Source organism: Tardiphaga sp. GW821-FHT12E02 (assembly GCF_058807155.1).
Genome location: NZ_JBXAQK010000001.1, coordinates 1,439,363 through 1,453,350, shown reverse-complemented (window position 1 = coordinate 1,453,350; position 13,988 = coordinate 1,439,363). Strand labels below are relative to the sequence as shown.

General features: G+C 62.6%; 10 protein-coding genes. 8 read left to right on the top strand and 2 right to left on the bottom strand.

Going from position 1 to position 13,988, the window contains the following annotated elements:
• The first annotated feature begins 82 nt into the window (after nucleotides 1-82).
• From carB to AC1RQ5_RS06835, 4 genes are all read left to right on the top strand, one after another.
• Nucleotides 83-3,547, top strand: a complete 3,465-nt coding sequence (gene carB, locus AC1RQ5_RS06850; RefSeq protein ID WP_493197816.1) for a carbamoyl-phosphate synthase large subunit — start codon at nucleotides 83-85, stop codon at nucleotides 3,545-3,547.
• Between the two features lie 212 nt (nucleotides 3,548-3,759).
• Nucleotides 3,760-4,236 (top strand): transcription elongation factor GreA, encoded by a 477-nt coding sequence (gene greA / locus AC1RQ5_RS06845; RefSeq protein ID WP_398474935.1) that lies wholly within the window; start codon nucleotides 3,760-3,762, stop codon nucleotides 4,234-4,236.
• A gap of 154 nt (nucleotides 4,237-4,390) precedes the next feature.
• Nucleotides 4,391-4,840 (top strand): energy transducer TonB, encoded by a 450-nt coding sequence (locus tag AC1RQ5_RS06840; protein ID WP_493197814.1) that lies wholly within the window; start codon nucleotides 4,391-4,393, stop codon nucleotides 4,838-4,840.
• A gap of 163 nt (nucleotides 4,841-5,003) precedes the next feature.
• On the top strand, nucleotides 5,004-5,402 hold the full coding sequence (locus tag AC1RQ5_RS06835; protein ID WP_493197813.1) for a DoxX family protein: 399 nt from the start codon (nucleotides 5,004-5,006) through the stop codon (nucleotides 5,400-5,402).
• A 150-nt stretch (nucleotides 5,403-5,552) separates the two neighbouring features.
• Here AC1RQ5_RS06835 and AC1RQ5_RS06830 read toward each other — a convergent pair whose 3' ends face one another.
• Nucleotides 5,553-6,032 carry an Lrp/AsnC family transcriptional regulator gene (locus AC1RQ5_RS06830; RefSeq protein WP_398474996.1) on the bottom strand — a complete coding sequence of 160 codons (480 nt, stop codon included), beginning with the start codon at nucleotides 6,030-6,032 and terminating at the stop codon, nucleotides 5,553-5,555.
• A 260-nt stretch (nucleotides 6,033-6,292) separates the two neighbouring features.
• Here AC1RQ5_RS06830 and trxB point away from each other — a divergent pair, with 260 nt between their 5' ends.
• Both trxB and AC1RQ5_RS06820 read left to right on the top strand, forming a co-directional pair.
• Nucleotides 6,293-7,258 (top strand): thioredoxin-disulfide reductase, encoded by a 966-nt coding sequence (trxB, locus tag AC1RQ5_RS06825; RefSeq protein WP_493197811.1) that lies wholly within the window; start codon nucleotides 6,293-6,295, stop codon nucleotides 7,256-7,258.
• A 3-nt stretch (nucleotides 7,259-7,261) separates the two neighbouring features.
• Nucleotides 7,262-8,185 (top strand): LysR family transcriptional regulator, encoded by a 924-nt coding sequence (locus AC1RQ5_RS06820; RefSeq protein WP_398474926.1) that lies wholly within the window; start codon nucleotides 7,262-7,264, stop codon nucleotides 8,183-8,185.
• A 407-nt stretch (nucleotides 8,186-8,592) separates the two neighbouring features.
• Here the strand turns inward: AC1RQ5_RS06820 and AC1RQ5_RS06815 are convergent, their stop codons facing one another.
• Entirely contained in the window at nucleotides 8,593-10,965 is a 2,373-nt protein-coding gene (locus tag AC1RQ5_RS06815) for a heavy metal translocating P-type ATPase (RefSeq protein WP_493197809.1), read from the bottom strand.
• Nucleotides 10,966-11,011: 46 nt separating this feature from the next.
• Between AC1RQ5_RS06815 and AC1RQ5_RS06810 the strand changes: the two genes are divergently transcribed.
• The gene (locus AC1RQ5_RS06810) at nucleotides 11,012-11,287 is read left to right on the top strand and encodes a metal-sensitive transcriptional regulator (protein WP_493197808.1); all 276 of its coding nucleotides are present in this window, start codon (nucleotides 11,012-11,014) and stop codon (nucleotides 11,285-11,287) included.
• A gap of 256 nt (nucleotides 11,288-11,543) precedes the next feature.
• Complete coding sequence (locus AC1RQ5_RS06805) at nucleotides 11,544-13,946, top strand: bifunctional diguanylate cyclase/phosphodiesterase (protein WP_493197806.1); 2,403 nt, start codon at nucleotides 11,544-11,546, stop codon at nucleotides 13,944-13,946.
• The last annotated feature ends 42 nt before the right edge of the window (nucleotides 13,947-13,988 follow it).

Here is a 13,988-nt window from a genome sequence, read left to right as displayed (position 1 = left end):
CCACTGGTCTGGCGCCCGGGCCCGAGGGACGCGCGACTGCGCGCCCTTTTTTTGTGCCGATTTGTCACCACCGCGAGACGTAATGCCAAAACGCACCGACATATCCACCATCCTGATCATTGGCGCCGGTCCTATCGTGATCGGCCAGGCCTGCGAGTTCGACTATTCGGGCACGCAAGCCGTCAAGGCATTGAAGGAAGAGGGCTATCGCGTCGTTCTCGTGAATTCCAATCCGGCCACGATCATGACCGATCCGGATCTGGCAGACGCGACCTATATCGAGCCGATCACGCCGGAGATCGTCGCCAAGATCATCGAGAAGGAACGCCACGTCATTCCCGGCGGCTTCGCGCTGCTGCCGACCATGGGCGGCCAGACCGCGCTGAACTGCGCGCTGTCGCTACGCAAGCAGGGCACGCTGGAGAAATTCGACGTCGAGATGATCGGCGCCACCGCCGAAGCCATCGACAAGGCGGAAGACCGCCAACTGTTTCGCGAGGCGATGACCAAGATTGGCCTGGAGACGCCGAAGTCGCGTCTTGCCAATGCCTCGGACCTCAAGAAGCAGTATCGCGACAGGCACAATGCCGAGCGCGAGAAGCTGACCGGCGACGCGCTGGCCGAGCATGAGCGCCAGTGGGTGCTGCACGAAGGCGACCGCCGCAAGCGCTATCAGGAGCATGCCCTCGGCCAAGCGCTGATGGCACTGTCCGAGATTGGCCTGCCCGCGATCATCCGTCCGTCCTTCACCATGGGCGGCACGGGCGGCGGCATCGCCTATAATCGCGAAGAGTTTTTGGACATCATCGAGCGTGGTCTTGATGCCTCTCCGACCAACGAAGTGCTGATCGAAGAATCCGTGCTCGGCTGGAAAGAGTACGAGATGGAAGTCGTCCGCGATAAAAAGGACAACTGCATCATCATCTGCTCGATCGAGAATCTCGATCCGATGGGCGTGCATACCGGCGACAGCATCACTGTCGCACCGGCGCTGACGCTGACCGATAAAGAATACCAGATCATGCGCGACGCCTCGCTGGCGGTGCTGCGCGAGATCGGCGTCGAAACCGGCGGCTCCAACGTGCAGTTCGGCGTCAATCCTGCCGACGGCCGCATGGTCGTGATCGAAATGAACCCGCGCGTGTCGCGCTCCTCGGCGCTGGCGTCCAAGGCCACCGGCTTCCCGATCGCCAAGGTCGCGGCCAAGCTCGCCGTCGGCTACACGCTCGACGAAATCGCCAACGACATCACCGGCGGTGCAACCCCGGCGTCGTTCGAGCCGACCATCGACTACGTCGTCACCAAGATCCCGCGTTTCGCCTTCGAGAAATTCCCCGGCGCCTCGCGCACGCTGACCACCTCGATGAAGTCGGTCGGCGAAGTCATGGCCATCGGCCGCACGTTCCAGGAATCGCTGCAAAAGGCGCTGCGTGGTCTCGAGACTGGCCTCACCGGCCTCGACGAAATCGAGATCGAGGACCTCGGCCGCGGCGACGACAAGAACGCCATCCGCGCGGCCCTGGGCACGCCGACGCCCGACCGCATCCTGCAGGTCGGCCAGGCCATGCGCCTCGGCTGGACCGATGAAGAAATCTTCAATTCCTGCAAGATCGACCCGTGGTTCCTCGCCCAGATGCGCGGCATCGTGGAGATGGAAGCCAAGGTAAAGGCCAACGGTCTGCCGACGCATGCTTTCGGCATGCGCTCGCTCAAGGCCATGGGCTTCTCGGATGCGCGCCTCGCGGTACTCGCCGGCAAGACCGATGCGGAAGTGAAGGCGCTGCGCCGCTCGCTGAATGTGCGTCCGGTATTCAAGCGCATCGACACCTGCGCCGCCGAATTCGCCTCGCCCACGGCCTACATGTATTCGACCTATGAGTCGTCTTTCGCCGGCACCTTCGCCGATGAGAGCCAGCCGTCGGACAAGAACAAGGTCATCATCCTTGGCGGCGGTCCGAACCGCATCGGCCAGGGCATCGAGTTCGACTATTGCTGCTGCCACGCCTGTTTCGCGCTGGCGGATGCCGGCTACGAGACCATCATGGTCAACTGCAATCCGGAAACCGTGTCGACCGACTATGACACTGCGGATCGCCTCTATTTCGAACCGCTCACCGCGGAAGACGTGCTCGAGATCATCGATACCGAGCGCCAGAACGGCACGCTGCATGGCGTGATCGTCCAGTTCGGCGGCCAGACCCCGTTGAAGCTGGCGCGTGCGCTGGAAGCCGCCGATGTGCCGATCCTCGGTACTTCGCCGGATGCCATCGACCTCGCCGAGGACCGCGATCGCTTCAAGCGCATCCTCGACAAGCTCAAGCTCAAGCAGCCCAAGAATGGCATTGCCTATTCAGTCGAGCAGGCACGTCTCGTCGCCGCCGATCTCGGCCTGCCGCTGGTAGTTCGCCCGTCTTACGTGCTGGGTGGCCGCGCGATGCAGATCATCCGCGAGGAAAGCCAGCTCGGCGACTACCTGCTCGGCACGCTGCCGGAGCTGGTGCCTGGCGACGTCAAGGCGCGTTATCCGAACGACAAGACCGGCCAGATCAACACCGTGCTCGGCACCAATCCGCTGTTGTTCGATCGCTATCTGGCAGATGCCATCGAAGTGGACGTGGATTGCCTGTCGGATGGCAAGGACACGTTCGTCGTTGGCATCATGGAGCATATCGAAGAGGCCGGCATTCACTCCGGTGACTCCGCCTGCTCGCTGCCGCCGCATTCGCTCGATGATGCGATGATCGCCGAACTTGAGCGCCAGACCCGAGAAATGGCGCTCGGCCTCGACGTGGTCGGCCTCATGAACGTTCAGTTCGCCATCAAGGATGGCGACGTCTACGTGCTCGAAGTCAATCCGCGCGCCTCGCGCACGGTGCCCTTCGTTGCCAAGGTGATGGGCATGCCCGTTGCCAAGATCGCGGCGCGCATCATGGCCGGCGAAAAACTCGCCGATTTCAAGCTGACCAAGCGCAAGCTGAACCATGTCGGCGTCAAGGAGTCGGTCTTCCCGTTCGCCCGCTTCCCCGGCGTCGATACGGTGCTCGGCCCGGAGATGCGCTCCACCGGCGAAGTGATGGGCATCGACAGCTCGTTCGAGATCGCTTTCGCCAAAAGCCAGCTTGGCGGCGGCACCCGCGTGCCACGCAAGGGCACGGTGTTCGTCTCGGTCCGCGAAAACGACAAGACCCGCATCCTCGATGCGGTGAAGCTGCTGGCCTCCAGCGGCTTCAAGGTGGTTGCCACCGGTGGCACCCAGCGCTTCCTGGTCGATAACGGCGTCGCTGCCGAGAAGATCAACAAGGTGCTGGAAGGCCGTCCGCATATCGTGGACGCCATCACCAATGGCGAGATCCAGCTGGTGCTCAACACCACCGACGGACCGCAGGCACTGGCCGACAGCCGCTCGCTGCGGCGGGCTGCCCTCTTGCATAAAGTGCCGTATTACACCACTCTTTCGGGTGCCGTGGCGGCTGCCCAGGGTGTCCGTGCCAATATGGACGGCGACCTTGAGGTTCGCACATTGCAGAGCTACTTTTCCGAAGTCTGACTTTAACCGGCGCGGCAATCCGGATTGAGGTTGGTCAAGAACGGGTCATGGCCGGAACCAGCCGGTCATGAACAGGTTCTGTTTCGGCGCCTGAATCCTGCATCTGCGCCGGCTGCGAGGACAGCCCCGCATATCCCTGCAGGCCGATTTCACGGACTGAAGAGTTTCGTCGCACGCGCCAGCGTGCGGCATGACGTTAAAGGACGAAGAGAATGGTTGAGAAGGTCCCGATGACCGCCGGCGGTTTCGCTGCCCTCGAAGTCGAGTTGAAGGAGCGCCAGACGGAGCACCGTCCGCGCATCATCGAGGCGATTGCCGAGGCGCGCTCCCATGGCGACCTGTCCGAAAACGCCGAATATCACGCGGCGAAGGAAGAGCAGTCGCATAACGAAGGCCGCATCAGCGAGATCGAAGACAAGCTCGCGCGCGCGGACATCATCGATATCAGCAAGCTCTCGGGCGACACCATCAAGTTCGGCGCCACCGTGACGCTGATCGATGAGGACACCGAGAAGAAGACGGTCTGGCAGATCGTTGGCGAGCCCGAAGCCGATGCGAAGAAGGGCCGCATCTCGATCACCTCGCCGCTGGCGCGTGCGCTGATCGGCAAGAGCAAGGGTACCTCCGTCGAAGTGATCGCGCCTGGCGGCTCGAAGGCTTATGAGATCGCCAAGGTGGAATGGCGCTGAGTCAGCCTGCTCTGCAACCTGCCGACCGATCAAAAGCCGCGCTCACAGCGCGGCTTTTTTAATGCTGACGGCCCTTCCGAAAGCTGGCGTCAGCCTTGCGCAACCTCGGTACCATAGTAAGACAGCGAGCGCACCCAGAGGATGCACCCCCGCCATGGACTACCGATCTCACAGGACGATCGACAGGGCGGCACCGGTCGGAATGATCGCCCTCGTAATGACTTTCAGCTGCACCTCCATGGCCCAAACACCGGCGACCGACATGCCTGTGCCGCTGGCCTTCGAAACTCGATCAAGCGCGCCATCGTCCGAGCCCATCCGGCCGGTCGCATCGTCATGGGGTGCCTATGCGATCGAGACTCATCGGCGCATCGAAAGACATCTCCGCGCCAACCGCGACAAGTTCAAGTTCAGGTCGGACCTGTACGTCGAAGTCTGGATCGATCCGAATGGACGCGTGATACGCACACGCGTCACCGAAGCGTCCAACACCCCCGCCGCCAATGCGATAGCTGGTCCGGATTTCCCCCCGGGCCTGATCCTGCCCGCACCTGCCAAAGACATGCCGCAACCGATCAAGGTGAAGATCAACGCGGACCGGTGACCTGCAGGCAGATCAGGCAGAACGCTGCCTTTCGCGCCGTGACCTGGATCACACAAAGCTGGAATAATTCTCGGGATCACGGCGTTTCTCACATGAGAGTGACCGATGACTTGTGTAGTTCCGATGCTAGAAGTGATCCGTCATTCACAGGGGGACTAATGACATGGACCAGACTTTCTCGAAATTTCAGCCTTACGCACTCAGCCTGTTGCGCTTCATCACCGGCCTCGTGCTGCTGCAATACGGCATCGCCAAGATCTTCAAATTTCCGGTCGTACCGTATTTTGCTAATATCCCGCCGCTGATCACGGTGGCCGGCACCATCGAACTCGTCGGCGGTGCACTGCTGCTGCTCGGCCTGTTCACCCGCCCGGTCGCGTTCATCCTGTCCGGCCAGATGGCGTGCGCCTATTTCATCGGCCACATGTTCAAGGGTGCCGACCCGGTGTTCCTGCCGCTGCTGAACGGCGGCACGCTGGCCATCGCGCTGTGCTTCACCTGCCTCTACATCGCGACCGCCGGCGGCGGCCCGGTCAGCGCAGATGCGGCAATGAAGAAGTAATTTGCTTTCCCTCCCCCGCGTCGTCGCGTGGGGAGGGTCCGCCGATAGGGGGTGGGGGCCCCCCCCGTGACGTCAGAGTGTGGGAGACAGCCACCCGTCTCGACGCTCGCTTCGATCCCCATTCGCTTCGCTCCGGGGACGGAAAAGAAGTCAATCCGCGTCTTTCAATTCCAGCGGCACCGCCGCCTCGAATTTCGAATTGTGCAGCACGAGCGACGTACGCACATTGCGGACATGGGGCGCTGCGGTCAGTTGGCTGACGAAGACCTGAAAGGTCGCCATGTCCGGCGCGACGCATTTCAGGATGAAGTCGATCTCGCCGGACAGCATCCAGCACTCACGCACCAGCGGCTCCTTGCGGACGAAATCCTCGAACGCCTTGAGATCGGCATCGGCCTGGCTGGACAGATGCACCGAAGCGAACACCGTGACGTCGAAGCCCAGCTTTCGCGGATCGAGCAGACCACGATAGCCCTGGATATAGCCGGCCTCCTCCAGCGCCCGAACCCGGCGCAAGCAGGGGGGCGGCGAGATGCCGACCCGTTTGGCGAGTTCCACATTGGTGATTCGGCCGTCGGCCTGAATCTCGGCAAGGATTTTGAGATCGATTTCGTCGAGGCTTTTCGGCACGCCGGGTCCTGCTGGTATTCGAAGCATGTCTTCTTCGCAGTCTGTCTAGCGCAAGACGCTCGAGTTGCGCAATTTTATTGCGCGTGCACTGCGGAAATTAAGCGTCTCCGGGGGAAAATCTGGGAGTCCGAATTGCAATTCTTGCATAGCTCACCAGATATTCTAGAATTCCTTTCAACGACTTCGCGCCGCTGCGACCGTTTCGCCGGCACATTTCGCACCAGCATTGACGTAACTGCCCTGCGGAAGGGGACTTGACCATGGCCGCCACCACTCACGCCAAAGTCGTCATCATCGGCTCGGGCCCGGCCGGCTATACTGCTGCCATCTATGCCGCCCGTGCCATGCTCGAGCCGGTCCTGATCCAGGGCATCCAGCCCGGCGGCCAGCTCACCATCACGACCGATGTCGAGAACTATCCGGGTTTTGCGGATGTGGTTCAGGGGCCGTGGCTGATGGAGCAGATGGAAAAGCAGGCGCATCACGTCGGCACCAAGATTGTCACCGATCTGGTCACCGACCTCGACCTGTCGCAGCGCCCGTTCCGGCTGACCTGTGATTCCGGCGACACCTACATTGCCGACACTGTGATCCTTGCCACCGGCGCCCAGGCGCGCTGGCTCGGCCTGCCCTCCGAAGACGCCTTCCAGGGCGGCGGCGTCTCGGCCTGCGCCACCTGCGATGGCTTCTTCTATCGCGGCAAGGAAGTAATCGTGGTCGGCGGCGGCAACACCGCGGTCGAGGAAGCGCTATTCCTGACCAATTTCGCCTCGCAGGTGACCATCGTGCATCGCCGCGACCATTTCCGCGCCGAGCGCATCCTGCAGGATCGCCTGTTCAAGCACCCCAAGATCAAGGTCGTGTGGGACAGCGCCATCGACGAGATCTGCGGCACGCAAGCGCCGGCCAAGGTCACGCATGTACGGTTGAAGAACGTGAAAACCGGCGAAACCACGGACGTACCCGCCGACGGCGTCTTCATCGCTATCGGTCATGCACCTGCGACCGAACTGGTCAAAGGCCAGCTCAAATTGAAGCCCTCCGGCTATGTCGAGGTTGCTGCCAATTCCACCGCGACGTCGGTGCCCGGCGTGTTCGCTGCAGGCGACGTCGCCGACGAAACCTATCGCCAGGCAGTCACGGCCGCCGGCATGGGCTGCATGGCCGCGCTCGAAGCCGAACGTTTCATTGCGGCTCACGCCCATGACCGCATAGCCGCCGAATAATCAATGCCACGAACCCGCAACGGATCTACGGATATGGATTGGGATAAGCTCAAGGTGTTTCACGCGGCGGCGGAAGCGGGAAGCTTCACGCATGCAGGGGAGCAGCTCGGGCTGTCTCAGTCGGCGGTGTCCCGCCAGGTCTCCGCGCTGGAGCAGGAACTGGCGGTCTCGCTGTTCCACCGCCATGCCCGCGGCCTGATCCTCACCGAACAGGGTGACCTCCTGTTCCGCACCGCCCATGACGTGTTCATGCAGCTGCAGGCGGCACGCGCAAAACTCACCGACAGCCGCGAGCGGCCGAGCGGCGACCTCAAGGTCACCACCACCCCCGGCGTCGGCATCAACTGGCTGATCCCCCGCCTCGGCGAATTCACAGCACTTTATCCGGAAATCCGCATCTCGCTGATCGTCACCGATGAGGAACTCGACCTCTCGATGCGCGAGGCCGATGTAGCGATCCGCACCCGCAAGCCGACCCAGCCGGACCTGATCCAGCGCAAGCTATTCGCCATGGGCTTCCACGCCTATTGCGCGCCGGAATATATCAAGCATTTCGGCACGCCGCGTACGCTCGATGAACTCGACGGCCACCGCATCATCATGCTGAGCGACGCGCAGGTGTCACCGCACCTGCAGAACCGCAGCTGGCTGATCGATGCCGGCCGCAATGGCAACGGCCCGCGCGAGGCTTACTTCAAGGTCAACAACATCCTGGGCCTGATGCGCGCCTGCCAGCAGGGCCTCGGCATCGCAGCATTGCCGGACTATCTGGTGGAAGAAAACGACCGCCTCGTTCAGCTCTTCAGCGAGTCGGATTCAATTCAGCTCGACACGTATTTTGTCTATCCGGAAGAGCTGAAGACTGTCGCCCGTGTGCAGGTATTCCGCGACTTCATCGTCAGCAAGGCGCAGCGCTGGCCATCGTAACCCGCAAATGAAAGCGGCCGCATTTTTGTGAGGTCAGGCATGTCCACGCTAGCGGCATGTCTGACATGACAAGTCATGCGTTGCTGCAGAGCATCTGCGGGGATCATACTATTCAAACGCTGAGGCTCGTGCCGCGCATTTGTCCCCCTCCTCCAGTGGTGCGGGTCTCAGTTATCCCTCTTGGAAGGTGATTGTGTCGGCCTCTCAAAGGCCAATACCTCAGAGCCGGACTCGCAAGAGGCCGGCTTTTTTTTGTGTGCTGAGCTCAGCAACAAACTCAAACATCGTCATCCTGAGGTGTTCGCTCGCAGAGCGAGCCTCGAAGGATGCGGCCACGTGCGCCACACCATCCTTCGAGGCCGGCGCTGCACGCCGGCACCCAGGATGACGGAACGTGTGTGGTTGCCTCAGTCCAATCGCGTCTTCGCCAAGCGCAACGCATTGCCGATCACACTCACCGATGACAGCGCCATCGCGGCAGCGCCAATCATCGGCGACAGCAGGATTCCGAATACCGGATACAGAATTCCGGCCGCGATCGGCACGCCCGCGGCATTGTAGATGAACGCAAAGGCCAGGTTCTGGCGGATGTTGCTCATCGTCGCCCGCGACAGATGACGTGCACGCACGAGTCCTGCGAGATCGCCGGTCAGCAGCGTGACGCCAGCGCTTTCGATGGCGACGTCAGTGCCCGTGCCCATTGCGATACCGACATCCGCAGCGGCGAGCGCCGGCGCGTCGTTGACACCATCGCCGACCATAGCGACGCGGCGTCCCTCACCGCGCAGACGCGTGACGACATCGCTCTTTCGCTCCGGCAGCACGCCAGCCTCGACATCATCGATGCCCAGCGTTTTCGCCACGGCTTCGGCCGTGGTGCGATTGTCGCCCGTGAGCATCACGACGCGAAGTCCTTCAGCGCGTAACTTGTCGAGCGTCTCACGTGCGGAGGGCTTCACCGGATCAGCGATCGCCATGACGCCGGCAACCGCGCTGTCGATGGCCACGAAGATCGCCGTTGCGCCTTGCTGACGTGCCGTCTCGGCCGTCGCATCGCAGCGCGTGGTATCGACACCGAGCTCGCCCATCAGCATAGCATTGCCAAGCGCGACACGCTTGCTATCGATCACGCCCGACGCGCCCTTACCTGAAGGCGAAGCGAAATCCACCACATCCTTCAAGACGATCTCGCGCTGCTTGGCGGCGGCCACAATCGCCAGCGCCAGCGGATGTTCGCTCGCGCGCTCGACGCTGGCGGCGAGTTGCAGCAGCGCCGCTTCATCACCGCCATCCACCGGCGTGATGCCCACCAATGTCGGCTTGCCCTCGGTCAGCGTGCCGGTCTTGTCGATCACGATCGTATCGATGCTTTCCAGCCGCTCCAGCGCCTCGGCATCACGCACCAGGATGCCGGCATGTGCGCCGCGTCCAACGCCAACCATGATCGACATCGGCGTTGCAAGACCAAGCGCACACGGGCACGCGATGATCAGCACCGTGACGGCCGCAACGAGCGCGTAAGTCAGCCGTGGCTCCGGCCCGAGCAGTGCCCATACCACAAAGGCAATCACCGCCGCCGCAAGCACCAGCGGCACGAACCAGCCAGCCACGCGATCGGCCAGCCGCTGGATCGGAGCCCGCGAACGCTGCGCCTTGGCGACCATGTCGACAATGCGCGACAGCATCGTATCGCGGCCAACTTTGTCCGCCTTGAACACGAGACCGCCGCTCTGATTGACGGTGCCGCCAATGACGCGATCGCCCTTCTGCTTGGTGACGGGCATCGACTCGCCGGTCACCATGGATTCATCCACCGACGAGCGGCCATCGCGCACCACGCCGTCCACCGGGATCTTCTCGCCCGGCCGCACGCGCAGCACATCGCCGATGCGGATGTCGTCGAAGGAAATGTCCTCGTCGCCCGATGGCCCGATGCGACGCGCCGTTTTCGGCGCAAGACCGAGCAGAGCACGGATCGCCCCGGAGGTCTGGTTACGCGCGCGCAACTCAAGCACCTGGCCCAGCAGGACCAGCACGGTGATAACGGCAGCCGCTTCGAAATAAACGGCGACGGCGCCGTGATGATCGCGAAACGCGGCTGGAAACACGCCGGGCGCTAGCGTCGCGACGACGCTATAGATCCACGCCACGCCCGTTCCCATGGCAATCAGCGTGAACATGTTGAGATTGCCGGACACGACCGACCGCCAGCCGCGTACGAAGAACGGCGCGCCCGCCCACAGCACCACCGGCGTCGCCAGCGCGAAGGAAATCCAGTTCGACGTCGCCTGCGGCACCAGTTGCATCAGGCCGAGATGGCTGCCCATTTCGAGCACGAACACCGGCAGTGTCAGCGCCAGCGCGATCCAGAACCGCCGGGTCATGTCGATCAGTTCGGGATCGGGGCCGTCGTCGAGCGAAACCGTCTCGGGCTCCAGTGCCATGCCGCAGATCGGGCAGGTGCCCGGCCCTTCCTGGCGGATTTCCGGATCCATCGGACAGATATATATCGTGCCCGCCGGCATCGGCGGCGCCGGCTCGCGCGGCTTCAGGAAGCTTTCGGGATCGGCAGAGAAGCGCTCGCGGCAACGCGCCCCGCAGAAGAAGTAACCCTGCCCCTTATAGGAGAAGCGCTGCTTGGCCGTGGCCGGATCGACCGTCATGCCGCAGACGACATCCAGCACCTTCTCCGGCGCTGGCGCGTGATCGCCATGGGAGCAGCACGAACCGTGGGTGTGATCGTGCCCGCCATGGGCGTGTGGATGCGTCGTTTCGGTCACGTCGTCGCCTCTTGAAACATATACCCTTGGGGGGTATATGAGCCCCATGCGCCAAGAGATCAAGACGTCCTGTTTAAAACGCCTCAAACGGATCGAAGGCCAGGTGCGCGGCCTTGCCGGTATGGTCGAGGACGATCGCTATTGCATTGATGTGGTCACGCAGATCGCGGCGGCTCGTGCCGCATTGCGCCGCGTAGAGGAAGAGATCCTGCGCGATCACGTGGCCCATTGCGTCGAGCACGCGATCTCGTCCGGCGACAAGGCCGATCAGCGCCGCAAGATCGCCGAGCTGATGGATGTCGTGAGCCGCGCCGATCGATAAGGCGCAAGGATGGTGCACTGCGACTTTGCGAGCACGGTTGACGCCGGGTTACCAGCTTTGCCCGCAGGGATCAGACCCGTTTTCATACACACGTAGAGATCGCCAGCAACCACATCGATTGCCGTGTGGCCTTACCCACCACATACGAAAGAGTCTGCTGGCGGACACACGGGAGCCGCTAGGTATTTACGTGTCCTTACATACTTATATGTAGCGTCGCGTGCAGGTTTGGAATTTCACCTGCGGTATGCGTTTCATGCTTACGATCTATAACTGCATCGCCTATGCCCACGATCTTCGTCTCGTTGGCCTTGCAGCCATTATCTGCGCGATCGCATCGATTACCGCCATCAACCTGCTCCGCCATGCACGCAACGCGAAAAGCGGGATGCGCTACCTCTGGCTCGGGGTCTCCGCCATCTCGACGGGTTTCGGCATCTGGGCCACGCATTTCGTCGCCATGCTGGCGTTTTCGCCAGGTATTCCGAGCGGCTACAATATCGTCCTCACGGCGGTGTCGCTGGTCGCGGCGATCCTGCTCACCGGGGCCGGCCTCGCCATCGCGCTGATCCCCAATTTTCGCGCGGCCCCCGCCATCGGCGGCGCCGTCGTCGCTGGCGGCATCGCGGCGATGCACTACACGGGCATGGCGGCCTTTGAAGTTCAGGCGGCGATGCACTGGGACGTCACTTTGGTGATCGCATCGATCGTGGCCGGCGCCGTGCTGGGCGCACTGGCACTTCCCGTTGGCCTGGGTCGCGACACCCAGGCATGGCGGATCGGCGGCGCGCTACTGCTGACGCTTGCGATCTGCAGCCATCATTTCACCGCGATGAGCGCCGTCACCATCGTGCCGGATCCGAGCATTGTCGTCTCCGAACTGTCCGTGCCGGCCGGCTGGCTCGCACTCGGCGTGGCATTGATCTCATTCGCCATCATCGGCCTGACTGTGGCCGGCATCGTGCTCGACATTCGCGATCATCGGCGTACCGATCTCGAAGCCGACCGCATGCTCGGCCTGGCCAATGCCGCAATCGAAGGCCTGATCGTTTGCGACGGCGACACCATCGTTACCGTCAATCACAGTTTTGCAGCGCTGGCTTGCGCTTCTGCGGAGAGCTTCATCGGCGAAAGCCTGGATGAATGTTTCCCCGACGACCTGCCGCGTGCAGCCCTCCTTGCAAGACCAGATCTGCCGGTCGAGGCCAATCTGCGCCCACATCACGGCATCGCCGTTCCGGTGGAGCTCATCCTGCGCCAGATCGACTTTGCCGGTCGGCCGCATCAGGTGATCGCGGTGCGCGACCTGCGCGCGCGCAAGGAGGCCGAGCAGCACATCCGCTTCCTCGCCCATCACGACGCACTCACCGGCCTGCCCAATCGCAGCCATTTCAACGATCGCGTGGACAACGAGATCGCGAACATGCAGCCAGGGCGCAAGCATGCGGTGCTGTGCCTCGACCTTGATCGCTTCAAGGAGGTCAACGACCTGTTCGGGCACGCTGCCGGCGACAAGGTCTTGCAGACCATCGCAGCGCGCGTCAGCAGCCTGCTCGACGATAGCCAGGTGATGGCCCGTCTCGGCGGCGACGAATTCGCAATCCTCATGCCCAACATCCGGCACAACGCTGCGGCGGAAAAGATGGCCCAGCGCGTGCTCGCAATATTGCGAGACCGCGACGATGCATCCGAACTCGGCAGCGTCTCGACCAGCATCGGCATCGCGCTTTATCCCGACGACGCCAACGACCGCGAAGCCGCCCTGGCCCATGCGGACACGGCACTGTACCGCGCCAAGACCGACGGTCGTGCCAATTATCGCTTCTATGAGACTGGCATGGGCGACGCAGTGCGCGACCGCCGCATGCTGGAGCATGACCTGCGCGGTGCCGTCGCGAGTGGCCAGATGAACCTCGTCTACCAGCCGCAGGAAGGCATGCAGCGCGGCACGGTGATCGGCTTCGAGGCGCTGCTGCGATGGACCCACCCGACCCGCGGCTCGGTGTCACCTGCGATCTTCATTCCGATCGCAGAAGACACCGGCGCGATCCTGGAAATCGGCGAATGGGTGATGCGGACCGCCTGTGCGGAAGCTGCGACCTGGAAGCAGCCACTGACAATCGCGGTCAATGTCTCGGCGGTGCAGATCTATCACGACAATTTCGTGCCCATGGTCCATCAGATCCTGCTCGAAACCGGCCTGCCGCCTGCCCGGCTGGAAATCGAAATCACCGAAACGGCGCTGGTCCGCGACCTCAACCGCGCGCTGTCGGCGCTGCGGCGGATCAAGGCGCTCGGCGTCCGTATCGCCATGGACGATTTCGGCACGGGCTATTCGTCACTGTCGAATCTGCGCGCCTTCCCGTTCGACAAGATCAAGATCGACGGCTCGTTCATCAAGTCGGTGAACAATAACGGCCAGGCAGCAACCATCGTCCGTGCCGTGGTCGGGCTTGGCCGCGGGCTGGGCCTGCCGGTGCTGGCCGAAGGCGTCGAGACAGAAGCCGAGCTTCAATTCCTGCATGACGAGAAATGCGACGAGGTGCAGGGCTATCTGCTCGGCAAGCCGGCGACCATCGATCACTTCGTGCATGTGACCGAGGGCATCACGCTGCAGCCGTCACTGGCCGATATGACCGACGACGTCCGGGTTGCCTAGCCGACATCAGACGACAAAAAACGCGCGGCATGCCGCGCGTTT

Excerpts from the sequence above, each read along its gene's own strand:
- AC1RQ5_RS06840 (WP_493197814.1), top strand. The coding sequence starts at position 4,391 with ATGGACTACCGATCTCACAGGACGATCGACAGGGCGGCACCGGTCGGA.
- AC1RQ5_RS06820 (WP_398474926.1), top strand. The coding sequence starts at position 7,262 with ATGCCACGAACCCGCAACGGATCTACGGATATGGATTGGGATAAGCTC.
- AC1RQ5_RS06835 (WP_493197813.1), top strand. The coding sequence starts at position 5,004 with ATGGACCAGACTTTCTCGAAATTTCAGCCTTACGCACTCAGCCTGTTG.
- carB (WP_493197816.1), top strand. The coding sequence starts at position 83 with ATGCCAAAACGCACCGACATATCCACCATCCTGATCATTGGCGCCGGT.
- greA (WP_398474935.1), top strand. The coding sequence starts at position 3,760 with ATGGTTGAGAAGGTCCCGATGACCGCCGGCGGTTTCGCTGCCCTCGAA.
- AC1RQ5_RS06810 (WP_493197808.1), top strand. The coding sequence starts at position 11,012 with ATGCGCCAAGAGATCAAGACGTCCTGTTTAAAACGCCTCAAACGGATC.
- AC1RQ5_RS06805 (WP_493197806.1), top strand. The coding sequence starts at position 11,544 with ATGCTTACGATCTATAACTGCATCGCCTATGCCCACGATCTTCGTCTC.
- trxB (WP_493197811.1), top strand. The coding sequence starts at position 6,293 with ATGGCCGCCACCACTCACGCCAAAGTCGTCATCATCGGCTCGGGCCCG.